Here is a 24,504-nt window from a genome sequence, read left to right as displayed (position 1 = left end):
GGCGCTTGCCGGAGACCGCTGCGCTGAAGGTGGTGCTCGGCGGGGAGCGGCACGCGCAAGTGGCCGTGCCGATGGCCTGACCGACGAGGAGAGACGGCCATGACGGAACGGACGAGCGCGCGTGCGGCGCCGCCGCTGGACGACCTGGGTCGTCGTCTGGCCACCTCATCCGGTTGCCGAGCAACAGCACCGCGGCGATCGTCGGCTCGACCGAGACGGGCAGGGGGGCGCGACGCGGGTGCCGGCCACCGCACCGGCGCGGTTGATGCCCGTCGGCCGCGCCCCGGCCGACCTGCTCGAGTGGGTGAGGTGAGTACATGGGGGTGACCAGTTGCGCGGTTGGCAGCCGGCCGGCGGCGGCCATCCGCAGCAGGGTGGGGGTGGAGTAGGTGTCCATCAGCCCGGAACGAAGCCATGGGCCAGTCCGGTATCCCCCGTCGGCGGCCGAGACCATGCTCCGACGACGCCCGGGGGTAACGGCCGTGAGCCGCCCCGGCGCAGGCCACGACCTACATCTGTAGCGCCCCGACGTTCCCACGGCGGACTGCGCGCCGCCGGGACCAAGCGCGATGAGGTCCTGTATGCCGTGGCCGCGGCTACGGCGCTTGGCTGGTTCGTGAGGAACTGAGGCTCTCCGGCACCGGGGCTACTGTGACCAGGCTCGGCACGGTGACCGGATGGGGCATGGCGGTCTGGCTGGGCGCCACCTGTGTCCGTCGCTCAGAGCCATGGCCGAGGAGCGTGCACAGGGATGGCCGTTTCCCGGTCAACGGCTGTCCCGGAGAAGCCTTGAGCATCCAGCTCGGCACTCGAGAAGCGCCGCACAGTGTTCAGCGCTGCGGATCGCCCATCTCCGCGGTGAAGAGGACCGGGTCGCTGTCGAAGCCCCGGATCGTCTCGCGTATCCCCCACGCTCCTGTGGAGTCCCGGGTGAACTCGGCCACCGTCGCGGCCGTGGCATCGGCGACGCGGGCGAAGTCGTCGACGATCAACTGTCGGTACCCGTGGACAACGACCACACCCGCGTTTGAGATATCCCTGAAGGTGCGGGTCCGGCCGTTCTGGTGGATGGCCACACCGACCACCACGCGCCCGTACGCCGACGCCAGCCGGTCGAGTTCCAGGACCATCACCTCGACGAAACCGAAGCCCATACCCGTCTGACTGTGCCGGGCCATGTTGATGGTTCCGTCCGGCGAGCGGCTGTCGTAGTGCACGAGGTACACCGGTCGCCCGTAGGGATCGTCCACCGAGTAGGTCCCGGCGATGATGTCGAGATGCCGGGGCGCTTCCCCCAGCGGGCTCGGATCCCATTTGAGGCGCACCTCGACCTTGTCAAGCGCCTCGCTCGCACCGCTCACTCGCCGCTCCCCCTCGGATCCGCAGCAGGACTTCCCCTGCGATCAAGTATGCGCTCCTGACGGCACCTTGACGCACGCCCGGTTCTGGCCCACGGATGCCTGGCACTCACACAGCGGCAGGATCGTCCCCGGCGCGGTCCGTACCGATTCCTCGCTCAGAGCGTCGGGCTCCGGGGTGCCGTTCCACAGCAGGCTACGAACCCAGCTCGCGGCACGCCTCGCGCAGGTCGTCCGCGATCTCAGCCGGCTCCCTCGGTTGCGACTCTTGCGCACAGGAGTGCTCGCGCGAGGCTTCCACGGTGTACGGCAGCGGGATGGCGCCGCGCTCGACCGCTCGTCCGTAGGTGGTCAGTTGATCACTGCACTCCTGGAGTCCTTTGTCCGGTGGCAGCTCTGACACGTCCCCGCTCCTCTTGCGCCGGGCAGCCCTGGGGCCCGCATCCGTCTCCCCCGGCCAGGCGGTGCCTACGGCGTGCCGGAGATGTTCATAGCACCGAACCCGCATGACGAGGCCGGCTTCACGCTCCCGCGCCAGCATGTGTGTTTCCCATCACTCACGGAAACCCTGGGGACTTGGGCAACTCTTTACGGTTGTGGTGGATCAAGTCTGCGACGCATCCGTCATTCCTGCCCTGAGGTTCGCATGAAGCTTCGCCGTTCCCCGGCCCTCGCCGCTGCGACGGCCGCCATAGCGCCCGCCGTCCTGCTGACGGCTCCGTACGCGTACGCGTCGGATGACGAGCCCGGTTCCGGGTGCCGTTCGCGTACACCTCATAGGCGTTGCCCTGCTGCACCAGCACCCGGTTCCCGACTGCCGCCAGTGTCCGGTGGACGGTGCCGCCGGAGTAGGCCAGGACCCGCGACGGCCCGGTCGCCGAGGCCCCGGAGGCACTGACCGTCAGACGGGAGGAGAGCAACACGCCCGTACGGCGGGAGGAGTCGTCGGCCGTGTAGAGCGTGCCGCGGGACAGGGCAAGGGCGTCCAACCGGGCCGGACCGGCGGGGATCGTGACGGCGTCCCCGGCGGTGGCGGACACTCGCCCCCCGGTAGGGTCCGGACCGCCGCGTCGACGTCCGGACGGTACAGCGCGGCACGCATCCGGCCGTCGTCGCCCACCGAGATGTCACCGAACGTGCCGTTCAGGTCGGCGGCCGGGGCGGAGCCGTCGCGGGCCATGGCGTACAGCTCGTTGCCGTCTGCGCTCCACTCACACCAGGCCAGCGTGTCATCGCTGATCCACCGGGCCCGGTCGGTGGGCAGGGTGACGGTCACCGGGCCGTCCGAGGGGTCCGCCCTCCGCCACTCCGTCAGCTTCGCCCCGTCGACCACACCGACGCGGGTGGGCGTGAACTCCAGCCCCTGCGGTAGGGCGTCGCTGTCGGGCTCCGCCACGGTGACGGCCATCTTGTCGGCGAAGTCGACGTAGACGATCCGGTGCTCCCAGGACGGTGCGATCCGGCGGAGCACCAGCGCCCCGTGCGCGTCCGACGCCAGCACCGTGTACTGGGCGTCACCGGACAGCAGGGTGCGGTCGGCGGCGGAGGTGCGCAGCACCTGGCGGACCCGGTACTGGGAGTCGTCGTCGTAGTACGCCTGCTGGACGAGTACTCCGTCTCCCGCCTGGCCGCGGTACCGCTCGTCGCCCGCCGCGCCGGAGCTGTCGTAGGCGATGGCCAGCTCCTCCTGCCACCGCTGCCGAGGTGGCGCAGGGTGACGTGGTCGGCGAGGCCGCCGTTGGGGTTCGCGGAGGTGGCGACGGCCACGACGGAGTCCTGGACGGAGACGGCGTCGACCGGGACGCTTTCGTCGGTGTCGGCCAGCACACCGAGGTCCTGCGGGGTGCCACCGGACTGCGACAGCCAGCCGTGGGCGCGGGTTCCGGCGGCCGGCTGCTGGCTCCAGACGACCGCCTGCCCGGAGCCGGACACCTGGCCGACGGCCAGCACACTCGTGGTGCGGGCGGGCAGCTCGGTGGTCACCCCGGCGGTGGCCGCGGCAACGGGCGACAGGGTCACAGTGCCTACGACGGTCAGCGCCGCGGTCAAGGTCAGACAAGGGAGGAGGAGACGTCAGTACGACGGCATGAATCGGTTCCTCTCACAGATGAGGGCCGCAGTATCACATGATCGTCGAACGCCTGTTCAAGCCGTGTCGGCCCGCACGCGGATGCTCATCACGTCGTTCACATCCATTCGGGGGAGATTCACCCAGCGGCCGTGTTGGCACCGGTTGCCGCGCGGTCGCCGCCCGCTTTGACGTTTCCTTGACGGCCAGCTGATGCGCCCCTGCTGACTTCCTGACGTAGTGTTGACGCCGGTGTGCCGGGAAGTCTGGTCGGCGAGGTCCCTCCTGTTTCTCCGATGAGAGGTCTTCGCGTGCCGGCCATCACTGGATCCGCCGTTACATCGGCGACCGATGTCTCCCCGCACGGACGCACACCGCGCCGTTCCGTGCTCTTCTTCGCGTTCGCCTTCGCCGTGATCGCCGATCCGGTGTCCTCCGTCGCCTACGCGATCGAGGCGGCGCTGCGGGCGCTGCACGGGGACCTGGCGCTGTTGCTGCCGACGATGAGCCTGGTGATCGGGCTGGTCGTCGTGGTCACGGCCAACTACTGGCAGCTCGTGCGCCGCTTCCCCAAGGGCGGCGGTGCCGCCGCGGCGGCGGCACGGGCGTTCGGGCCACGCTGGACGTTCCTGCCGATAGGCGCGCTGGTGGTCGACTTCGTCCTCACGATCGGCATCTCGATCGCGGCGGCGTCGAGTGCGGTGATCGCCCTGTTCCCGGGCCTGGCGGCCTTCCGCGTCCCGCTGGCCCTCGTTCTGCTGCTCGTGGTGGCCGGCCTGACCTGGTTCGGCCACGGTGGGCGACTGCTGTTCGCCGTCATGACGGTGGCTTTCGTAGCCGTTTCCGTGGCGGTCCTCGTGCTCGGTTTCGCCGCGCCCCACACCACGGGCCACGCGGTTGCCTCGCACGATCCTGGTCGTCCGGCGATGCTCGCCGTGGTGCTGGCCTTCCCGGTCGCCATGGCCCTGGCCACCGGTGTCGAGGCGCCGTCCACCGCGATCGCCCAGCTCGGCCAGCTCGACGACACGCACCGCCGACGCTTCGGCCGCGGCACGCTGGCCCTGCTCGTGGTGATCGTCGGCGGCCTCACGTTCGCGCTGACCGCGCTCGCCGTCCAGCTGCACATCGGCATCCCGGGCGCCGACTCCACGCAGATCGCCGACATCGCCCACGCCGCAGCCGGACCGGGCTGGCTCTACGGCGCCTTCCAGCTCACCAGCTCGCTGCTGCTGCTCGCCGCCGCCAGCTCCTCATTCCAGGCCGACCCCGGACTGCTGAAGGCCCTGGCCGGCAGTCCCGAGCAGCCGGGCGTGCTGCCGCCGGTGCTCGGCCGGACCAACCGCCACCACACCCCGTACTGGTCCGTGGTGGTCTACCTGGCGGCCGCCGCGGTCATCATCGTCGCGGCAGCAGGACAGGAGCAGGAGCTCGTCCTCTTCTACGCGGTCGCCGTCTTCGTCAGCTTCCTGGTGGGCCTGCTCGCCATGACCCGCTTCGCCCGCGGCGAGGGCAAGACCTCGCTGGCCTGGGTCAACGGCATCGCCGCTGCGGCTGTGGCGTTCACCCTCGTGGTGAACCTGCTGCGCGGCTGGCCGGTGCTGTCGATGGTGGCCACGCTCCTCATCGCCGCCGGCCTGTACGTCCGCTGGAACCGGGCCGCACGGCCCACGGGCATCGAGGACGTCGAGGCGCAGGCAGAAGCGGGCTGATCAGGAGACGGTCTCCGAGGAAGTGGCGGGTGGGGCCGCCGCGCCACCGCACGGGGCGTCCATGCGCTCCCGCGCATATGTCACCCCCCCCCCGCAGGCGTACCGGGGCCGGGTTTCGGCACCAGGCGGAGCGTCGGCGTCGGCCCTGCCGGTGCGCCTACGGAACCACGGCCCTGGAGAGATCGCGGGCCTGCGGCGAACGGCCCGCCACGGGGACCGCGAGAACCATGGTGAGGCCCCCGCCTGGAGTGTCTTCAGCGGCGAGGGTGCCGTCCATGGCCTCGGCGAAGCCTCGTGCGACGGCGAGGCCGAGCCCCACTGGGCTGATGGCCTGCTTGTCGCCAGTCAGCGTGGTGATGGTGTGGATGTCGCCGCAGTTCTGGATCGCGCCGCACGCGATCAGGACGACGGCCGCGACAACGGAGAGGGGTACCAGGATCCGGACGGTGCCGCGCACCAGGTCGGCCCAGAAGTTCCCCAGGTCGCCGGGGCGCGTGGGGGTCCTCCGCGCGAGCGAAGCCGAGCGTGGGGGGAGGGCGAAACCACGCACCAGCGCCACCGCGACCGCGATACCGACGGCCGCGGAGACGAAGTTCTGCACCGCCAGGCCCATCGTCTGGGCGACATGGCTCATCGCCGTCTCGCCCGAGTACGACTGCCAGTTCATGTTGGACACGAAGGAGGCGGCCGTGTTGAACGCCTGGTCGGCGCTGATCGGCTTGAAGCCGAGCGAGAGCGGCAGCTTGTCCTGCACCCGCTGGAGCAAGTAGAGGAACAGCACGCTCACCGCGGAGAAGAACAGCACTCCGCGCAGGTAGGCGGGCCAGCGCATCTCGGCGTCCGGGCTCGCGCCCACGCACCGGTATATCCACTTCTCGACGCGCAGGTGCTTCTTCGACTGGAAGACGCCGGCCATGTAATCGACGAGCGGGCGGCGCACCAGGTCGAGCGCGCCGATCAGGGCGAACCACCAGGAGCACGTCAGCAGTTGCTGAACTCATGTCGGCGGCTCAGAACCTCTCCGGGAAGACGAGGGCGAGGACGAGATAGCCCAGCAGGGCGACGGCCACGACAAGTCCCACGACGTTTTCAGCGGTCACAGCCTGCCCACCCCCCTGGCGACGAGAGCAGCTCCTGGATGAGGTTCGAAGACAATCGGCCCCCTCCAGCGAACACGCCGCTCGGCTGGTTCTCGCTGCTCTTAACGCCCCCCGTACGCCGGCACCGGCGGCTTTGACGGATCTCTTACGACCGCTGCGGGCTCTGGACCGGCCGGCCGTACGGGCACCCGGCGGGACCCGACGGGTGCGGGTCGCCTGCCCGCTTCATGGCTCGGCATGGGACGCGCGCTCGCGGAGCGCGCCGAGCGTGACACGGTCCGGGCGGTCGTTCCGGGCTCGGACTCGGAGACGGTCCGTCCGAGGCCGTCAGAACTTTCCGGGGAACTTGATCGCCAGGATGAGGTATCCGACCAGGCAGACCGCGACGATCAACCCCACGATGTGTGCGGCGTTCACCGATACTCAGCTCCTCGCGCTCCCCGGCCACCTTCTGTGATGTGCCGCGCCGGGACCATTCCCTCAGGGAAGCGGTTCGGCGGTCACCGTGCAAACGTTTTGGCAGGACTCTGACGCGCGCGACCGTCCCGGCCGGTGGCCCCGGCCCGGCAGCCGCCCCGCAGCTGCACGACGGTGGGCGCGGCAAACACGAGGCGTAGGGACGGCGGCGGAATGGGCACGCGGTGGCGGGCGTGTTCCGCATGGCGCGGACCCGCCGGAGTACGTCCGGGCCGTCAGGCGAGGGCGAAGTAGCGGAGCCACACGTAGGCCAGGGCGATGGTCACCGTGGCGGCCGTGACGACGAGGCCGTACTTGGTGAACTGCCAGAAGGAGATGGGCTGCCTGTTGCGCTCGGCGATGCCGAGAACGACGACGTTGGCGCTGGCGCCGATGGCGGTGGCGTTGCCGCCGAGGTCGGCCCCCAGGGCGAGCGCCCACCACAGGACGTGGCCGGAGGAGCCGCCCATGTCGCGGACCAGGTCGCTGGTGATGGGTGCCATGGTGGCGACGTAGGGGATGTTGTCGACGATCCCGGACAGCACCGCGGAGCCGCCGAGCAGGGTCATCGAGCCGCCCAGTTGGTTGTTGCCGATGGCCTTGGCGAGCTGCTTCGAGATCTCGCCGACGACGCCCGTGTCGATGAGGCCGCCGATCATGACGAACAGGCCGGCGAAGAAGGCCAGCGTGGGCCACTCCACCTCGGCGAGCACGTCGGGGGTCTCCACCGACGACAGGGCGACCAGGAGCCCGGCGCCCAGGAGGGCCACGATGCTGGGCTCGTAGTGCAGGACCGGGTGCAGGACGAAGCCGGCCACCACCAGGGTCAGCACGATCAAGCCCTGGACCAGCAGGCGGGGATCACTGATGGCTTCGCGCTCCTCCAGCGCCATGATCTCCGTCGCGCGGTCCTCGTCGTAGACGAACGTCTTGCGGAACATCACCCGGCACAGCAGCAGGAGGACGACGACCAGGACGGCAGCCAGCGGGGCGAGGTGCACGAGGAAGTCGTTGAAGGTCAGGCCGGCCCGGCTGGCGATGATGATGTTCGGCGGGTCGCCGACCAGGGTCGCCGTGCCGCCGATGTTCGACGCGAACACCTCGGCGATCAGGAACGGGGCGGCGGGCAGGGCCAGTCGCTCGCACACCAGCAGGGTCACCGGGGCGATCAGCAGTACCGTCGTCACGTTGTCCAGCAGGGCCGAGGCCAGTGCGGTGATGACGACGAGCATGGCCATGACCCGGAAGGGCTTGGCACGGGCGCGCTTGACCGCCCAGATGGCCAGGTACTCGAACATGCCGGTCTTCTTCAGCACCCCGACGATCATCATCATGCCCATGAGCAGGAAGATGACGTTCCAGTCGATGCCGGAGTCCTCGGAGTAGAACGCCGAGACGTCGTCGGTCGCGCCGATCGCCAGCATGAGTCCCGCGCCGCCGAGGGCCACGGCAACGCGGTGGATCTTCTCGCTGATGATGAGGGCGTAGGCGCCGACGAACACGACGATCGCCGCCCAGCTGTGCCAGTCGTTCACGGTCCTCCGGTCGGTCGCTCAGTCGGTCCGGGTGCCCTGCGGGGTGGCCGGGGCACGGTTGTGGTCGTCGTCCGGGATGCCGACGAGGTCCTCCACGTCGAACATGCGGGCGATCGGTACGTCGGTGGAGCTGTGGGCGATAATCGAGAAGGCGATGCACACCGCGATCAGCGTGTACGCCTCGTGCGCCTGCGGGATGCCGGACTGGAGCACCAGCAGGCCGTAGACCACGGACGCGAAGCCCTTCGGGCCGAACCAGGCCGCGGTGAGCTTCTCCCGCCGGGTGAAGCGGGTGCCGACCAGGGAGATCAGCAGCGACGCGGGACGGATCAGCACGATGGCCAGCACCACCGCCGCGTATCCGCCCAGCGACAGGTCGCCGAAGAGGCCGGGCGTGAGCAGCGCGCCGAACACCAGGAGTGCCGCGAACTTCGCCAGCTCCGCCAGCGCCTCGCCGAGCGGTTCGAACGCCTCCTTGGCCTCCGGGGAGACGGCGGCCAGCACCGCTCCGGCGGAGAACGCCGCGAGGTAGGGGTTGGCGTGGGTGAGGTGGCAGGTGGCGTACAGGATGATGCCGGTGGCCAGGGGCAGCAGGGGCTGGAGCTTGGGCTCGGCGCCCAGCAGCCGGAACCGCACCAGCCAGTTGACGAGCAGCGGCAGCACCACGCCGAACACGAGGCCGAGCAGCAGCTCCAGGGCGATCTTCCCGAACGACGCCTCGTCCGCGTGTCCGGCGGCGGGTCCCGCGGCTGCGATCAGCAGCAGCACCACCGGCAGGGCGAGACCGTCGTTGACCCCGCTCTCCACGTTCAGCAGCTCACGCAGCTTGACCGGCACCTCCTTGCGGCCCACGATCGCCGAGGCGAACACCGGGTCCGTCGGCGCCAGCACCGCACCGACCAGGAACGACGTCGTCCAGTCGAGGCCCGCCAGGAAATGGGTGAGCGGCGCCATGAACACGAACGCCAGCGGCATGCCGAGGCCCAGCACGCGGGCCGGGTTGCGCCAGTTCGCCCGCAGTTTGGCGAACGAGACGTGCATGCCGTCGGTGAACAGCACGGCGAAGAGGGCCAGGTCGGCCGTGACGGAGACGATCTCGCTGTCCGGCGTGATGTGGATCAGCCCGAGGAAGCCGTCGCTGACCAGGGCCCCGCCGATGAGGAAGAGAAAGGACGTGGAGAGCACGGTACGGGCCGCCAGGCCCGACAACAGCACCGCCACCAGCAGCGCGACACCGAACACCACCACCAGCACCATGACGGGTCCCCGATCGGAAAGAGAGTTCTCCTCGTTTCGCCGACCAGACTTCCCGGCACACCGCAGGGAACTTTACATGTCCTTGACGCGTCTCTCACAGGCTTCCTGCGGGCACGTCGGAACACCCTTCGCTGCCGGTCTCCGGCAACGAACCCACTCCGGTCTCAGCCGGCGGTCACCGCGAGCAGGCGCTCCAGCAGGTGTGAGGCGGTGATCACGCCGAGCAGGCGGGTACCCGAGGCGTCCTTCTCCACCACGGCCACCAGCGGGCTGCGCAGCTGTGCCATCTGCGCGGCGATCTCCAACGCGGTGTCGTCGGGCGCGGCGACAACCGGGGCCGGAGTCCTCTTCGACAGGCAGTCGCGTACCTTGCGGCCGGCCAGTGCCTCGCAGAGCCGGTCGGCATGGCGCTCGTCGACGACTGCGGCCAGTGCCGGGTCGTCGATGACGTACTCCGGGACCAGGACCTTGACCATCTGGGAGGCGGGCAGGATCGCCTTCGGCGCGGCGCTGCCGTCCACGACCAGCAGCGCGGGCAACCGGTGCTCGACCATCAGCCGCGCGGCGTCCAGGGCATCGCTGTCGAGGCCGACCGTCTCGTACTCCACCGCCAAGTCACGCGCTCGCACAACCGGCTCCTCTTCCCCGTCGTCGCGCCCCTCGGGCGGCCGTCCTCCGAGACACTGCACCCGTACGGGCACGATACCGCCGGGCCGCTCACAGAGCGCCGCCCACCGAGGGTCGTCTGGCCCCCCGCCCGCGAAGAGACGTGTCGCGGTAGGCGCAGGTCTCACGCGCGCCGCGCGTGGCGCAGCCTTGATCAGCAGGCTCGTCGTCCACGCGGTGGCCCGGCACGTCGCCGGGCACGATCCTGCGGCCCGCGGCCGAGACCGAACGGTGCCCCCAGGGGTGCTCCTCTGTCCTGGCATGGCTGGGACCGATAGTGTGCAAAGAGCGCGTCAAGAGATGCGGGGTGTGCCGGGAAGTCTGGTCGGCGAACAAGGGGCCGTACGCCCACACGTCGATGCCCCGGAGGTCTCACATGCCTGCTGCCCCGCGTGAGCGTTCCGTCTTCCTCGCGCTGCTGCCCTGGCCGGAGCGCATGCAGCTGGCCCGGGCTCTGCGCACGGAAACGGTCGGCGGGCTGGTGCTGCTGGTGGCTGCCGTGGTGGCGCTGGCATGGGCGAACACCCCGTTCAGTGGTGCGTACGAGCAGATACGCGACTTCCGCTTCGGCATACCGGCGCTCGGTCTGAACCTGTCGGTGGGGCACTGGACCGCGGACGGACTGTTGACCGTCTTCTTCCTGGTCGCCGGGATCGAGCTGAAGCGTGAACTCGTGGTCGGCGAGCTGCGGACCCCCGCCACCGCCGCGCTGCCCGTGGTCGCCGCCGGGTGCGGTATGGCGGTGCCGGCCGCCCTCTACATCGCCACCAGCGGCATCGGCGGCGGTTCCCGGGCAGGCTGGGCGGTGCCGATGGCCACCGACATCGCCTTCGCGCTCGCCGTCCTCGCGGTGCTCTCCACCCACCTGCCCTCCGCCCTCAGGGCCTTCCTGTTGACCATGGCCGTAGTCGATGATCTCGGCGCCATCCTGGTGATCGCCGTGTTCTTCACCGCCGGCCTGGACCCGCCGGCGCTCTGCGGGGCGCTGGCCGGGCTGGTGGTTTTCCACCTGCTCCAACGGTTCAGGGTGACCGGCTGGTGGTGGTACGTGCCGCTGGGAGTGGCGATCTGGGCCCTGATGTACAACGGCGGGGTGCACGCCACGGTGGTCGGCGTGGCGATGGGCATGATCCTGCGCACCATCCGCGACCACGAGGAGGAGGCATCGCCCGGGGAACGTACGGAGCATCTGCTGCGGCCTGTCTCAGCCGGTGTGGCCGTTCCCCTGTTCGCCCTGTTCGCCGCCGGTATGAGCATCTCGGCCGCCTCGCTCGGCGAGGTGTTCACCCGTCCCGAGCCGCTGGGCGTGGTGCTCGGCCTGGTCCTGGGCAAGACGGTGGGAATCTTCGGCGGCACCTGTCTGGCGGCCCGGTTCACGCGCGCCCGGCTGAACCCTGACCTGGCCTGGGCGGACGTGCTGGCCGTGGCGGTCCTGGCCGGGATCGGCTTCACCGTCGCCCTCCTGATCGGCGAGCTCGCCTTCCCCGACCCGGCCCACGCCGAGCACATCAAGGCCGCCGTCCTGCTTGGCTCACTCATCGCCGCCGCGGCGGCCGCGCTGCTGATCAGGCGTCGCAACGGTGTCTACCGCCGCCTGTGGGAGACGGAGACCCGAGACGACGACGCAGACGGGATCCCCGACGTCTACCAGCAGGCCGGCCGCGGGCGCGACGGTGCCGGCAGCGGAGACTCAGGGGAGGCACGTCGTACGTCCTGCCGTGCCCCGGCTTCCCCGTCCTGGTCACCGGCCTTGCCACCGTGACGACCGGCCCGGTCGTGGCCGCCGCCGGCCGCCACAGCCGACCCCACCCGCCCCGCCCCCACGACAGGAGCGCCTGCACCCGTGATCTGGCACTCGACCGGCCTCGCCGTCTTCTCCCTCACCCTGCTCCCGGCCGGTCTGGCCCTGCTGACCGGCCGGACACCGCACCGCCTGCACGCCCGCCCGGTGCCTGCACGCCCGCTTGGCTGGGCTCTGCTGTGCCTGTGGGCCGCAGCCCCGCTCAACACGATCCCGCGCCTTGCCGACGCCCCACCCGCGATCACCCTGGCAGCGACGGCTGTCGCCGGCGCGGGAGCCTTCGCCGGATGCGCTCTGGCGGTTGGCGCGACCCTCCGGGCCTCGAAGGCGGCGTCGTGACGTACACGCGCCGCCGTTGGCGCTCCGTCTGGTCGGTCACCGCCTGGTGGGTGGTACTGGCCGTCGTCCTGTGCCTCTTGGGCAAGGCCCTGGACCAGCCCGCTTCCCTCACGGCGTGCGCGGCCTCCGCCGCTGTGCTGGTCGCCGTCGGCGAGGTCGGCGAAGGACTGCGCCGGCGCTTGAGAGCCGCCGTCGCGCGCCGTGACCCCGAGCGCCGTCACGGCTGTTCCGGGTGTCCGGCGGCGTGCCGTCCCCGCGGAGTGGCGAGCAGTGTGCGGGGGTCGGCTGCGCGGGTGATGGCGGTCTCGACCGCGGAGACGCGGTCGGCGAGGAGGCCGAGGGCGGCGACCGCGCGGACGAGCGCAGCGAGATGGGGATCCCCCGGGCCGAAGGCTGGGGAAAGGCCATCCTGCTCGGGGCCGCCGAGGGTCTGCGTCCGGACGTACGCCGCCTTCAGCTCCGCCCAGCGCCTTTCCTGGGCCGGGGTGAGGGTCCCGCGCAGTTCGCCCAGTTTGAGCAGGTTGGCCTCGGCGCCCCCGGTCAGCGTCTGGGCCTCGGCGGTGAAGTGGTCGTCGATGACGGCCGAGACCTCGGTGTCGTTCATGACCGGCCGGATGCGCTGGGCGATCCTGTTCATGGTGCGGTACGAGCCCTGGAGCCGGAACGGCGGCTCGGTGCGGGTGGCGCCGGACTGTGCCGCGGAGGCGATGTAGGCGGTGTTCACCGCGAGGACCGTCTCGCGCACCCGCAGCAGGTGGCGCAGCACCGCCAGGATCTGTTCCAGCTCGGGGGCCCCGTAGGGTTGGGCCAGCCGGTCCGCGCGGGCCGTGGGGTCCCCCTCGGCGAGGCGGACGAACAGCTCCAGGTCGGCGCGGTCTCGCCCGGCGAGCGGGGCGACCACCGGGTTGGAGGTGAGCGCGTTCTCCAGGAAGCTTTCCGCGAAGGCCGCCTCCTTGCCGGTGAGGACGTCGCCGAGGTTCCACACGTCGGCGCGGTTGGCGAGCATGTCGGGCACCTGGAAGCGGGCCCCGGACCCGGTGTAGGGGTTGCCGGCCATGCAGACGGCGAAGCGCTTGCCGCGCAGGTCGTAGGTGCGTGGTTCGCCGTTCCACACGCCGTCGACGCGACGGGTGGCGTCGCACAGCGGGATGAACTTCTGGAGCAGTTCCGGGGACGTGTGCTGGATGTCGTCCAGGTAGAGGAGGGTGTTGTTGCCGGCCGCGAGCGCGAAGTTGATCTTCTCGATCTCCTGGCGGGAGGTGGCGTTCGGGGCTCCGGCCGGATCGAGCGAGGTGACGGAGTGGCCGAGGGCCGGGCCGCTGACCTTCACCAGCATCAGGCCCAGCCGGTCGGCGACGTACTCGATCAGCGTCGTCTTGCCGTATCCGGGCGGCGAGACGAGCAGCAGCAGTCCGCCTGTGTCAGTGCGCTTGGTCTCGCCCGCGGTGCCGAGCTGCTTGGCGAGGCTGTCGCCGACCAGGGGCAGGTACACCTCGTCGACGAGGCGGCCCCGCACGAACGAGGCCAGAGGGCGCGGGCGGTGGTCGTCCAGCCGCAGCCGAGCGCGCTCGGCCGCCACCAGGGCGGTGCGCCGGCGCTGGTGGGCGCGGAAGGCCGGAACGTCCCGGTCGGCGAACCGCCGGGTACGGGCGAGGAACTCGTCGACGCGCAGGACGAGGCGCCGGTCCATGACACGCGGGTGCGTGCCGAGCAGTCCCTCGACGACCGTGGCCGGTGCGGCGTCCGACACGTGGCGGGGCAGGCCGGGGCACAGCTCGGCGGCAACCGCCTCGGCCAGGTCGCCGGGTGTGACGTCCAGTCCGGTGGCGGTGACGTACGCCGAGAGCCACGCCTCGGCGAGCTGGCGGCGGGCGGCCAGGTCGTCCACCGCCGCAAGGTCCTCGTCGAAGGCCGAGCCGTCCACCGCTCGCCGGAACGTGTCCAGCAGGGCTCGGGTGGTGGAGGCGAGGACGAAGCCGTCGGGGCCGGTCGTCAGTTCCTCGACGAGGTACGCGGCCGCGGCGTGGTCGTGCTCGCCGCCGATGGCGCCGGCCAGCTCCCGCCGGAGGTCGGCGATGGCGGGCGCGAAGCCGAAGGTGTCCCGGGCGCGGGCCAGGGACACCGCGCGCCGGGTCCACGCGCCCCGCTGGTCCGCGGTGGTGCCGTGGACCCAGAACAGCTGCGCGGCGGCCCGCGCCGCGGGTTCGTACCGCAGCAGGCCCGCCCGCTCGTACAGGGGCAGCAGGGCGGTGAGGATCAGCGTCGCGTCGTGGTCGTGGACGCCCCGCTCATACCCCTCGTCGTACGACTCCTGCGCCGCCGCGCTCACGAGCGCGGGCAGGTCGCCGGCCTCCGCGAGGGCGGCCGCGCCGTGCTCGCGCAGGAGGCGGGCGGCGAGGTGTTCGGCGCGGTACACCTGCGGCGACTCGGACGGCAGGTGCCGGTCGGCGTACGCGCGGGCGTCGGCGAGGCCCGGCTCGGCGACCGGGGAGCGGTAGTCGGTGCCGGTCAGGGCGAAGGCGAGGCCGTCGCCGTGCGGCACGAGGGTGAGGTCGAGGGGCTGGGTGGTGACGGCGAAACGGTGGGCGCCCAGGCGGATCGTGCGGCCGTCGTCGCCGTACAGCTCGGCTCGGTCGCGCAGCGCGCGGGCCACCTCCTGGCGGGCGGCCTTCAGTCGGCCGTCCAGTTCCTCCGCGCGGACGCTCTCGCCGAGTGCGCGCAGTTCGCCGGTGGTTCGGCGGACCCTGGCGACCATGGGGTCGGAGGCGAAGTAGGTGCTGACCGCGTCGGCGTCCGCGAGCGTGGCGGCGCGCCGGGTGATCGCCGCCATGACGCGGCCGGCCGCGTCCGCGAGCTGCTCGGCGCGGCGTGCCCGGGTGTCGAGGAGGTTCTGCTTGCGCGCGGAGAACGCCTCGTACACCTCCGCGCGCCGGTCGGCGAGCTCCCCCAGGAAGTCGTCGAACTCGGCGAAGCGTGACTCCAGGCCCTCCAGCCGGGTCAGTACGAAGCCCAGTTGCTCGTCGCACTCCTCGGGCGTGCCGGCGGCCGCGAGTGCGCCGGTGATGTTCTGGCCGAGCAGGGCGAACTCGGCGGCGAACTCGGCGCGCCCCTCGCTGTCGCGCAGGGTGCGGCGCCGGGCGTCGAGGACCGCGCGGGCCCGGTTGACGCCGCCGAGCACCTCGGCGGTGCGTGAGAGGACCGACGTACGCACGGTCGCGTCGGCGATGTCGAGGCCGGAGACGACCTCGGTGACCGTGCGCAGCTGGTCGGCGAGGTCGTCGAGCCGGGCCTCCAGGGGTGCCGCCTGGACCAGCGCGGTGATCGACTCGGTCTCGGTGACGAGTTGTTCGAGGTCCTGGTGGTGCCGGGCGAAGGCGTCCTCGCGGTCCAGGAAGGCGACGGCCCGCTGCCCGAAGGCGGCGAGATCGGCGTCCGCCCGGTCGGCGAGGCCGGCGATGCGGGTCGAGTCGGCGTACCGCATGTCCTTCAGGGTGAGCAGATGCCCTTGGGCACGCCGGAGTTCGGTGAGCCCGCTCACCCAGGCGGACGCGTCGCGCGGGCTCTCACCGTGCAGCCGCCGTACCACCGCCGCCAGCCCTTCGGCGGCCTCGTCGACCGCGTCGGTCGCCTGCCGTGTCAGGGCGCGGACGGTCTCGAACTCGGCCAGCACCTGTTCGGCCGTCTCCCGGACCGCGTCCAGCGGGGTGCGCAGGTCACCGAGGTCGGCTTCGCCCAGCCAGTGGTGGGTGTCCGCCGCACGGACGCAGGCCGTGGCCAGATTCGCGTACATCGCGCTCGTCGGGGTCGTCTCCGTGACCGCGCGGGCCAGGGACAGGCAGTCGGCGATACCGCGGACGAGGTCGGCGTTGCCCACGCGGGCCAGCGCGCCCTCGCCCAAGGGCCGGGCGGCGGCGTGGGTGTCGGAGACGTAGGGGGAGGCCCACATCTGGAGCGGGTGCACACGGGCCGGCTCGCCGCCGTCCGCGGTCAGCACCACCAGGGTGCCGTCGTCGAACCGCGCCCAGCCCGCGCACGACAGCGGTGTCGCCACCTCCTTGCGGATGGTGTTGTACGACAGCAGCAGGCTGCGCGCCCGGGTCCGGGAGCGGAATGCGTACAGCACGTCCTCGCCGTACGGCGAGCGCAGCTCGGTCTCGAACTCCAGCCCCGTGGTGTCGAGATCGAACGTCTTGCTCGTCCCCGTGGCGAGGCAGTAGCCGCCGGGGAAGACGATGCCCTGGTCGTCGGGCAGCCGGCGGCACGCCTGCCCGATGCCGTCCAGACGGACGACCGTCCTGGTGAGGGTGTTGAAGACCAGGTACCGCTCCGTGTCCTCCTTGTAGGGCAGGATCCGCAGCACGATCAGGGCGCCCACGCGCGCGTGGGCGATCCCGGCGTCGGCGAGGGACTGAAGGGGCTCGTCCACGGGCTCGCCGTACAGCTCGGCGTACGGCTGGTCGTCGCCGTCGTCCGCGCACACCGTCAGGGTGCCGCCGACGGTCGACACGAGGACCCCTCCCCGGACCCGCACGTACGGGCGCGGCCCGAGGACGTGGTCCTCCCGGGTGGCCTCGGTCCAGTCGAAGTCGTGGGAGGGCGGGAACACGTCGTCGCGTTCGCCACGCGCGTCGAGGAACGTGGCCCGTCCGTCCGCGGTGAGCGCCCAGCGCAGCACCCGGACGTCGTCGGCCTTCTCTCCGGTCTGGAAGACGGCCAGCAGCCGGTCGCCGGCATGGCGGAGCCTGAGCAGCCGGGCGTGCCGGTAGTAGCGGTGCAGAGCGGTGAACTCCCGGACGAACTCCGGGTCGTCGAGCAGGCCGGGGACGGTGTCCTCCGGCAGCGGGTTCAGCTCGCGGTCGTGGAGGGCGAGGACGTCGCCGACGGACCGCTCCGCGCGCAGGCCGACGGCATCGCTGCTGCCGAAGAACAGACGGTCACCGACGGACACCAGGTCACGGAGCACCGCCGCATGCTCCGTGCGCCGGCGCTCGGTGCCGCTCAGCTCCAGTCGGACCGAGCCGAACTCCTCGGTGCGGCGGGCGTCCAGTGTCTCGGCGCGGCGGGCGAGTTCGGCTGCCTGTGCGCTGAGCCGGTCGCGCAGCACCTCGTACGTGCCGGCGTCGACGGCGTCGTACGAATCCGTCTCCAGGACGGTTGCCATGGCTCGTGCGTTCCTTCCCTCGGGCGTGGTGCCGGAGCTGCCGTCCCCTGTGCGGCAGCTCCGGCACCACGGGTCATCAGGCTCGGACCGTGCCGTTGAGCGCGGTGAGCGGGGTGTCGGCGAGGCCCAGCTCGCCCGCCCTGTCGAGCAGTTGCTTCAGCTGCCCGGCGTTCGGGCCGCCACTGTTCATGAGCTTCATCAACACGGCGGACACGGTGAGGTTCTGCACGTCGGCCGTGGAGACCGAGCCGAGGATGCGGCCGAGGTCGTCGGTGAAGCTCGACGTGCCGTCCAGCCAGGGCCTGGCCAGCGTCTGCGCGGTCTCGGAGTGCTGCACGAAGGCGTCGACGCCCTTGCCGAGCGCAATCGAGCCAACCAGCTTGTCGAAGAAGACGGACTCCCCGCCGACGATGTCGATGTCGGCGTTCTCCAGGCCAGTGGCGAGCACCGTGGCCTGCGCCTCGGCGACCTGGCGCTGCACGTCCAGTCCGGCCAGCCGGATGTCCTTCTCCGCCTCCAGCCGCAGCCGGTACTCCTCGTGCGCGCGGGAGGCGTCGTCCAGGGCGGCCATCGCGGCGGCCTTCTCGGTGAGGCCGGCGGCCTCCGCCTTGAGCTTCTCGCCGATGGCCGTGGCCTCGGCGAGGGCCTCCGCCCGCACGCCTTCCGCCTCCGCCCGCAGCCGGGCCTGGGTCGCCTCCGCCTCGGCGCGGCCGGCCTTCTCGATGACCTCCGCCTCCTTGTCGCGGACCTGGACGGCGGCCAGTCCCTCGGCCGCGGCCTCGGCCTGGACGCCCTCGGCGAGCCGCAGCTTGGCCTGCGCGTCGAGGTCGGCGGTCTTCAAGCGAGCCTCGGCGAGCGTCAGTTCCTCAGCGGCCCGGTGGGTGGCCGCCTGCTCGGCGGCCTCCGCGGCCTTGATGTCCTTGACGAGCTTCTCCTGCGCCTCGGCCTCCGCGGCGATGACCACGGCCTGCCGCTGCCGCTCGGCCTCTTCGACCGCGCGCAGCTTCTTGATGGCCTCCTCCTGTTCGGCGACCGTGCGGTCCACGGCGACCCGCTCGCGAATGACCTCGGCGATCTCCCGCTTCTCCGCCTCGACCTCCTTCTCGGCGGCGATCTGGGTCAGCCGGGTCTCCCGCTCCCGGGCGACGACCTCCAGCAGGCGGTCCTTCTCGATCCGCTCGTTCTCGACGGCGATGGCCCACTCGCGGTTCTTCTGCGCGACGGCGACCTCGCGGGCCTGGTTCTCCCGCTGCACGCCGAGCTGCTCCTCGGTCCGCAGGAAGGCGGACTGCGCCCGCAGCCGCTCCTCCTCCACCACCCGCGCGGTCTCGGCCTCCTCACGGGCCCGGGAGGTCTCGATCTCCCGACGCTGCTTGATCTCGGCGTCGGCCTGCCGGCGCTCCAGCTCCAGGATGGTCTCGCGGGCGTCGACGTTCTGCCGGGTGATCTCCTTCTCCTCGGTGCGCTGGTACTCGTTGGTGCGCACGTGCTCGATCGCCGTCAGCTCGGTGATCTTCCGGATGCCCTGGGCGTCCAGGACGTTGGCCGGATCCAGCTGGGTGAGCGGGGTCTGCTCCAGGTAGTCGATCGCCGCGTCCTCCAGGTGGTAGCCGTTGAGGTCGACGCCGATCAACTCGATGATCTTGTAGCGAAGTTCCTCACGCTGGGTGTAGAGGTCGGTGAAGTCCATCTGCTTACCGACGGTCTTCAGCGCCTCGGAGAACTTCGCGTGGAACAGCTCCTGAAGCGTCCGCTGATCGCTCGCCCGCTGGGTGCCGACGGCCTGGGCGACCTTGATGACGTCCTCCACGGTCTTGTTGACCTTGACGAAGAACGAGATCCGGATGTCCGCGCGGATGTTGTCCCTGCAGATCAGCCCTTCCTTGCCGGCCCGGGTGATCTCGATCGTCTTCACCGAGATGTCCATCACCTCGGCCTTGTGCAGCACCGGCAGCACGACCTGCCCGGTGAACGTCACATCGACCTTGCGCATCTTGGAGACGATCAGCGCCTTGCCCTGCTCCACCTTGCGGAACAGCCGGGAAACGACCAGCAGTACGACGGCGATGAGCAACAGGAAGGCGACGGCGAGCACGCCGATAACAGACATGGCATACGTCCTTGAGACAGAGGGCGGTCGAAGAGACAGGCGCGCGTCAGTGAACGGTGCACTGCTTCGGTACGGGTTTCGGTGCCGGGCACCTGCCGGTGCCCGGCACCGAAACCCTCCGCAGTGCTCCCCGCAGGACATGATGAGCGACCGGCGCACGCCCGCGCATTGCCGATGTCCGGCAATGTTCACTAGGGTCTGCATGCCGGTGACCCGCTAAGAAAGCGTCATCGGCGCGTCAGGATCCTGGGGGGCGACGTGACGGAGCGGGACATTCCCGAGCAGTATCTGGACGGCTACGCCCACATCCTGGCCGATGTCTCGGCCACGGGCCGCCGCCTCACCCGGGAGGAGATCGAGTCCCGGCGGGCACTTGGCGAACAGGCGGCGGAGGCGGGCTACGGGCTGCGGTTCCTCGTCAGCGCCCACCTGGCCGCCGCACGCGCCGCCCGGTCGCACAGCCCCGGCTCGGCCGACAGCACCCTGGCCGCCGTACAGCAGGCGATAGACGCCTTCGCCGAGGGCTACGAACGCGCCCAGCGCCTCGCCGTACGCCAGGAGGAGGCCGCCCGGCGGGAGTTCATCGACGACCTGCTCTACGGTCGCAGCGATCTGGGCCGCCTCGCCGAGCGCGCCGAACGCTTCGGACTGCGCCTGTCCCACGCTCACGCCGTCGCCGTCGCGGAGGGCCCGGTGGCCTACGAGGAGGGCACCCCGGTCGCCCGCCGGGTGGAGCAGGCGCTGCTGGCCCGCTTCGGCAACCGCAGCGTCCTGCTCACCACGAAGGACGGCCGGCTGTTGTGCATCGCCCCCGGCCACGAGGACGAGGTCCTCCCCTACTTCGCCAAGCAGGCCCACGCCGCCACCGACGGCGGCACGGTGGCCATCGGCCGCGCCCAACCCGGCCCCGGTGGGGTCGTCCAGTCCTACGAGGAAGCCCTGAACGCCCTCGAACTGGCGGAACGTCTCGGTCTGGACGATCCGGTACTGCGCGCCGCCGACCTGCTCGTCTACCCCGTCCTGACCCGCGACCGGCAGGCCATGGCCGACCTCGTCCTCGGCACCCTCGGCCCGCTCACCGCGGCCCGCGGCGGCGCCGAGCCGCTCCTCGACACGCTCACGGCCTACTTCGACTCGGGCTGCGTCGCCGCCGAGGCCGCGCGCCGCCTCTCCCTCAGCGTGCGGGCCATGACCTACCGCCTGGAACGCATCCACAAACTCACCGGCGCCAACCCGGCCGACCCGGCCCACCGCTACATGCTGCAGACCGCGGTCATCGGCGCCCGGCTGCTCGACTGGCCGGCCAAGGACCTCTGAGCGGGGCCGGAGGCGCGGATGCCTGCCGACGGCCCTCGTTTCCAGGCCCCTCACAGTCGAGGCCCGGGTCGGGTTGTCGATCATCCCCCCTGAGAAGCCGTCCGCTTTCCGAACGTGATCGTTTGGTTCGGGCTGGGTGGGCATGAACTCAGGCTGGCGGCGGGAGAGATGGGCGTGGTTCGTCTGCTCGTCTCGCTTGTGGAGGTGGCTGGTGCCGTCGGTGCTCGGTCTGCTGGAGGCCCGGGAGACCAAGGTCCGGGAAGAGGTGGCACGGTTGCGGGAGGAGGCCGAGCGGGTGGAGGCTGCCCTCGGCGAGGCGGAACGGGCACTTCAGCGTCTGGCGGATGCCCGTGTGACGGTGGCCGAGGTGCTGGCCGAGCCGCCCGTCGCGGTCGCGGAGCCGGTGGATCCTCGGAACGCGACGGGTCGACGACGTGGCCGGTCAGCCGGGGACGGTGACCGGTACGCGGCCGTGCCGGCCCGCGTCCACCCAGGTCTTCAGGCGGTTCCAGCGAAGGTCGAGGGGCTGCGGTCGAAGGCGAGACGCCTGGTGGAGCGGGGGTGGGTGCTCCAGGTGCAGCCGGGAGTGTTCACCCCGCTCGGGGCGTCGGGCGGCTGAAGGCGCCTGGCCGGTGCCCGGCCAGGCGGCTGCTCATGAGCATGGTCATGGACCACAGCACCATGGCCTCGTGCATGGCGGGCAGTGTCTCGTAGTCACGCACCTGGCGGCGCGAGCGCATCAGCCAGCTCAGGGTGCGCTCCACCACCCACCTGCGCGGCAGCACCATGAACCCACTGGTGTCGTCGGTGCGTTTGACGATCTCAAGGGTGAGCCGGAGTTTCTCGGCCGCCCAGTCGACGAGCCGACCCGCATAACCGCCGTCCGCCCAGACGAGGCGGATGGAGAAGTACATGGTGCGCAGCCGCTCGAGCAGCGGGACGGCGGCGTCGCGGTCCTGCACGCTCGCCGCACTCACCGCGACGGCCAGGACCAGGCCGAGACGGTCCACGACCAGGTGCCGCTTGCGGCCTCCCACCTTCTTCCCGCCGTCCCACCCGGACGTCGAGCGCGGGATGTTCGTCGCCGCCCGCAGTGACTGCGAGTCCACGCTGGCGGCCGTCGGGTCCACCTCACGGCCCTCCTTCCGGCGCACCGTGTCGCGCAGCCGGTCGTGGAGCTCTGTGAGCAGGCCCGTCACCTGCCGGCGTCGGGCAAACGCGTGCACGCGCCGGTACGGCGGGAAGTCACAGGGCAGGTTGCCACTTGACGCCGTTGTCGACGACATTGCGGACCACATCCAGCATGACCCGGTGACAATAGCCCTCCGGTCGTCCGCCCCGCCCCTGAAGCCACGCGGGGACTGGCAGCAGCGGCCGGACGACCTGCCATTCGGCCTCCGTCAGGCCGGAGCCGTAACACGGCACGCGGTCCGGCCCGTCCGCTGCGTTGCCGAACCTGTGCGCGAGACAGTCACATGCCGGAGAAGGCCCGTTGGACTCCACGGACGCAAGCGCGACAGACTGCGACACAGGGCCTCCTGGTGCTGCTCGGTCGGGATCGCAGCCCCGAGCTACCAGGAGGCCCTGCAACCCGCACACAGGGTTGCCAGCAGTGACGGGACGGCGTTCACAGGGACAGGCCGTCACGGATGGACAGGTCCGCATCCAAGGTGTCGGCGGGAAGTCTGTCCGCATCGTCGATCGCATCGGGCGGCGTGCCGGGTTCTCGGGGGGCCGGCGGCTGATACCGCCTCGCCAGCTCGGTCAGGTGCCGGTACTCGTCCGCCACGCTGTCGTCCAGGATCTCCGGCTTGCGCAGGTCGACCATGAGGGCCTTGAACTCGTGGGTCTCACCATGACTGCCGATGCTGACTCCGTCCAGGTCACGTACAACGTTGGTCCCGCACGGGAGCCCGCGAGAGCGGTCGGGGATCGCCGCGACCGTGTCGCGTGACATGAGCGCGGACTTCACGGCGAAGTTCAGGCTCTCGGCCGTCTCTCTGGCCGGTGGGTTGACCACTGCGTCCACAAGTGAGTGTGCGACCTTGTCGGACCCTTTGAGCAAGGCATGGACGTTCACTGCCGGTCGTCGGCACACATAGGTGAAGTCGTTCTGCTGGACGCAGCCATCGCCGATCTGAACGCCCTGGCTGTCGCGTACGGCGATGAAGCCCTCCATGTCCGGGAGTTCGGCCGCAGCGGCTGCCGACAGAGGGTTCGGTTCGAGGGGACCGAGGTCCAGCGTGTCCTTCTTCACCAGGTGCCACGGCCCGGCGCGCAGCTTGGCCACCGCCTCCTGGCGGAGGGTGTCGTTGTCCGGGTCCAGGATGAGCCGGCGCAATACGGCGCGGACGGCGGGGGTTCGCAGGACGTCCGAGAAGTCCAGTGGGGGATCCTGCAACCGGTACGTGTAGGTGTTGAACTGCGTGTTGCTGTCGCCGATCTGGACTCCGCGGCAACCGATAACGAGAAGCGGCTGCCGTCGCGTGGGTGTCAGTACCTCGGCGTGCTCTTCGTACGCCCAGTCACCGACCCCGCGCCTGTTCTGCCCGACGGGCGTGTTCGCGGCGTCGAGGGTGGAGGTGAAGCGGTGGTCGAGGGCCGCAATCTGACGGGAGGGTTCCGTCCCGTCGCCGAGGGGGTCGAGTTCGAGCCCGCCGAAGCGGATCGGTACCCCCGGTCCCCGCGACGCGCATCTCGCGGGAGTGGTCCGCGTGACAGGCGGGCTGCCGCGGCCGGGCAGCGCGTCCGGGACCGGTGGACGGGCCGGCCGGGGCGGAGAGGACGCGGCGCTCGGCTGAGGCCTGGTCGGCGTGACCGCGGTCGGCAGGGAACCGGTCGAGGGGCGAGCCGGCTGAGCCGGCACCCGCGTGCGGCCTGCGGGCCGTGATGGAGCACCGGCGACCCGCCGGACGAGCAGGACCCCGACCACTACGGCGGCCCCCGCCACCAGGGTCCACCCGATGAACTCGGTGATGTCCAGCAGACTGGTCCAGAGCCAGGCGCGCAGCCGGATGATGACGACAGCGGCGACGAAGCACCCGAACAGGCGCATCAGCGTGGGCCGTTGAACGCGTTGTGTTGGTGGTTGCCCCTCCCGACCTGAACGCCCTGGCAATTGATGGACACGGTAGTCGGCTGCCCTGCGTCCGCGAGCACCGCCACCCGGTCAGCCAGCTTGCGGAGGTCGTCCTCGTCCTCGGCCGCTTTGGCGTCCTTCACCAGGTCCAGCAGGCCGGGGAGCAGGACAAGACTGCCGGACTCGCGGACCACGACCTGATCCGCCAGCGCGCTGTCGAGTTCGCGCGATCGCCCGTCCAGCCCTGCACGCACGCACCGGTACAAGCTGTCATAGGCGTCTCGCACCGTCTTCGACACGCTGTCGTGCATCCCCGCGGCCGCCCCCGCAGCCAAAGCCGACGCGATCACCGTGACAGGTTCCATGATTCCCCCCAGATCGCACCATGTCCGATAACCGAGTCATATCCACGATGCCGACCCTCTAATCCGAACGCGATGGAGAGGCCCCTCGCATGCGTCCGCACTCTCCGTCAGTGCGCCCGGGCCGAGGCGTGATCGCCCCGGACAGCCCCTACATGGTGTCCTGCTTGTCCGCCCCCGGGTCGG

General features: G+C 71.1%; 18 protein-coding genes and 1 pseudogene. 5 read left to right on the top strand and 14 right to left on the bottom strand.

Annotated elements, in window-relative coordinates; translation table 11 throughout:
- Nucleotides 1-830: 830 nt before the first annotated feature.
- The 3 genes from ABZV94_RS01720 to ABZV94_RS01710 form a co-directional block, all read right to left on the bottom strand.
- On the bottom strand, nucleotides 831-1,361 hold the full coding sequence (locus ABZV94_RS01720; RefSeq protein ID WP_356336083.1) for a TerD family protein: 531 nt from the start codon (nucleotides 1,359-1,361) through the stop codon (nucleotides 831-833).
- Between the two features lie 193 nt (nucleotides 1,362-1,554).
- Nucleotides 1,555-1,761, bottom strand: a complete 207-nt coding sequence (locus tag ABZV94_RS01715) for a hypothetical protein (RefSeq protein ID WP_356336081.1) — start codon at nucleotides 1,759-1,761, stop codon at nucleotides 1,555-1,557.
- A gap of 498 nt (nucleotides 1,762-2,259) precedes the next feature.
- Nucleotides 2,260-2,916, bottom strand: a complete 657-nt coding sequence (locus tag ABZV94_RS01710; RefSeq protein WP_356336079.1) for a hypothetical protein — start codon at nucleotides 2,914-2,916, stop codon at nucleotides 2,260-2,262.
- 896 nt (nucleotides 2,917-3,812) lie between these two features.
- Between ABZV94_RS01710 and ABZV94_RS01705 the strand changes: the two genes are divergently transcribed.
- Nucleotides 3,813-5,135: an amino acid permease gene (locus ABZV94_RS01705; protein ID WP_356336077.1), complete on the top strand. Its 1,323-nt coding sequence runs from the start codon at nucleotides 3,813-3,815 to the stop codon at nucleotides 5,133-5,135.
- 322 nt (nucleotides 5,136-5,457) lie between these two features.
- Here the strand turns inward: ABZV94_RS01705 and ABZV94_RS01700 are convergent.
- From ABZV94_RS01700 to ABZV94_RS01675, 6 genes and pseudogenes are all read right to left on the bottom strand, one after another.
- Nucleotides 5,458-6,136, bottom strand: a pseudogene (locus tag ABZV94_RS01700) (potassium-transporting ATPase subunit KdpA); the annotation flags it as partial.
- 9 nt (nucleotides 6,137-6,145) lie between these two features.
- On the bottom strand, nucleotides 6,146-6,235 hold the full coding sequence (gene kdpF, locus ABZV94_RS01695) for a K(+)-transporting ATPase subunit F (protein ID WP_037802756.1): 90 nt from the start codon (nucleotides 6,233-6,235) through the stop codon (nucleotides 6,146-6,148).
- 327 nt (nucleotides 6,236-6,562) lie between these two features.
- Nucleotides 6,563-6,652, bottom strand: a complete 90-nt coding sequence (locus tag ABZV94_RS01690; protein ID WP_356336075.1) for a potassium-transporting ATPase subunit F — start codon at nucleotides 6,650-6,652, stop codon at nucleotides 6,563-6,565.
- A 275-nt stretch (nucleotides 6,653-6,927) separates the two neighbouring features.
- Nucleotides 6,928-8,226 (bottom strand): ArsB/NhaD family transporter, encoded by a 1,299-nt coding sequence (locus tag ABZV94_RS01685; protein ID WP_356336073.1) that lies wholly within the window; start codon nucleotides 8,224-8,226, stop codon nucleotides 6,928-6,930.
- A gap of 18 nt (nucleotides 8,227-8,244) precedes the next feature.
- Nucleotides 8,245-9,483: a cation:proton antiporter gene (locus ABZV94_RS01680; RefSeq protein ID WP_356336071.1), complete on the bottom strand. Its 1,239-nt coding sequence runs from the start codon at nucleotides 9,481-9,483 to the stop codon at nucleotides 8,245-8,247.
- 164 nt (nucleotides 9,484-9,647) lie between these two features.
- Nucleotides 9,648-10,112 (bottom strand): CBS domain-containing protein, encoded by a 465-nt coding sequence (locus ABZV94_RS01675; RefSeq protein WP_356336069.1) that lies wholly within the window; start codon nucleotides 10,110-10,112, stop codon nucleotides 9,648-9,650.
- Nucleotides 10,113-10,525: 413 nt separating this feature from the next.
- Here ABZV94_RS01675 and nhaA point away from each other — a divergent pair, with 413 nt between their 5' ends.
- Both nhaA and ABZV94_RS01665 read left to right on the top strand, forming a co-directional pair.
- The gene (nhaA, locus tag ABZV94_RS01670) at nucleotides 10,526-11,911 is read left to right on the top strand and encodes a Na+/H+ antiporter NhaA (protein WP_356336067.1); all 1,386 of its coding nucleotides are present in this window, start codon (nucleotides 10,526-10,528) and stop codon (nucleotides 11,909-11,911) included.
- Nucleotides 11,912-11,992: 81 nt separating this feature from the next.
- The gene (locus ABZV94_RS01665) at nucleotides 11,993-12,289 is read left to right on the top strand and encodes a hypothetical protein (RefSeq protein WP_356336065.1); all 297 of its coding nucleotides are present in this window, start codon (nucleotides 11,993-11,995) and stop codon (nucleotides 12,287-12,289) included.
- Between the two features lie 217 nt (nucleotides 12,290-12,506).
- Here ABZV94_RS01665 and ABZV94_RS01660 read toward each other — a convergent pair whose 3' ends face one another.
- On the bottom strand, nucleotides 12,507-17,450 hold the full coding sequence (locus ABZV94_RS01660; protein ID WP_356336063.1) for a DNA repair ATPase: 4,944 nt from the start codon (nucleotides 17,448-17,450) through the stop codon (nucleotides 12,507-12,509).
- 76 nt (nucleotides 17,451-17,526) lie between these two features.
- Nucleotides 17,527-19,560 (bottom strand): SPFH domain-containing protein, encoded by a 2,034-nt coding sequence (locus tag ABZV94_RS01655; protein WP_356336061.1) that lies wholly within the window; start codon nucleotides 19,558-19,560, stop codon nucleotides 17,527-17,529.
- A 258-nt stretch (nucleotides 19,561-19,818) separates the two neighbouring features.
- Here ABZV94_RS01655 and ABZV94_RS01650 point away from each other — a divergent pair, with 258 nt between their 5' ends.
- Both ABZV94_RS01650 and ABZV94_RS01645 read left to right on the top strand, forming a co-directional pair.
- The gene (locus tag ABZV94_RS01650; RefSeq protein ID WP_356336059.1) at nucleotides 19,819-20,877 is read left to right on the top strand and encodes a helix-turn-helix domain-containing protein; all 1,059 of its coding nucleotides are present in this window, start codon (nucleotides 19,819-19,821) and stop codon (nucleotides 20,875-20,877) included.
- Nucleotides 20,878-21,088: 211 nt separating this feature from the next.
- On the top strand, nucleotides 21,089-21,496 hold the full coding sequence (locus tag ABZV94_RS01645) for a hypothetical protein (RefSeq protein ID WP_356336058.1): 408 nt from the start codon (nucleotides 21,089-21,091) through the stop codon (nucleotides 21,494-21,496).
- On the opposite strand, the gene ABZV94_RS01640 is transcribed toward ABZV94_RS01645, so the two are convergent.
- The 3 genes from ABZV94_RS01640 to ABZV94_RS01630 form a co-directional block, all read right to left on the bottom strand.
- Nucleotides 21,468-22,163, bottom strand: a complete 696-nt coding sequence (locus tag ABZV94_RS01640) for an IS5 family transposase (protein ID WP_356336056.1) — start codon at nucleotides 22,161-22,163, stop codon at nucleotides 21,468-21,470. The genes ABZV94_RS01645 and ABZV94_RS01640 overlap by 29 nt on opposite strands.
- A 341-nt stretch (nucleotides 22,164-22,504) precedes the next feature.
- Nucleotides 22,505-23,932: an RIP homotypic interaction motif-containing protein gene (locus ABZV94_RS01635; RefSeq protein WP_356336054.1), complete on the bottom strand. Its 1,428-nt coding sequence runs from the start codon at nucleotides 23,930-23,932 to the stop codon at nucleotides 22,505-22,507.
- Nucleotides 23,932-24,321, bottom strand: a complete 390-nt coding sequence (locus ABZV94_RS01630; protein ID WP_356336052.1) for a hypothetical protein — start codon at nucleotides 24,319-24,321, stop codon at nucleotides 23,932-23,934. Before ABZV94_RS01630 ends, ABZV94_RS01635 begins: the two co-directional genes overlap by 1 nt.
- Nucleotides 24,322-24,504 lie beyond the last annotated feature (183 nt).

Origin of the sequence: Streptomyces sp. NPDC004658 (assembly GCF_040609555.1) — a bacterium.
Lineage (GTDB): Bacteria > Actinomycetota > Actinomycetes > Streptomycetales > Streptomycetaceae > Streptomyces.
Note: the sequence above shows the minus strand (reverse complement) of the source record. Positions and strands in the feature narration are given on the sequence as shown.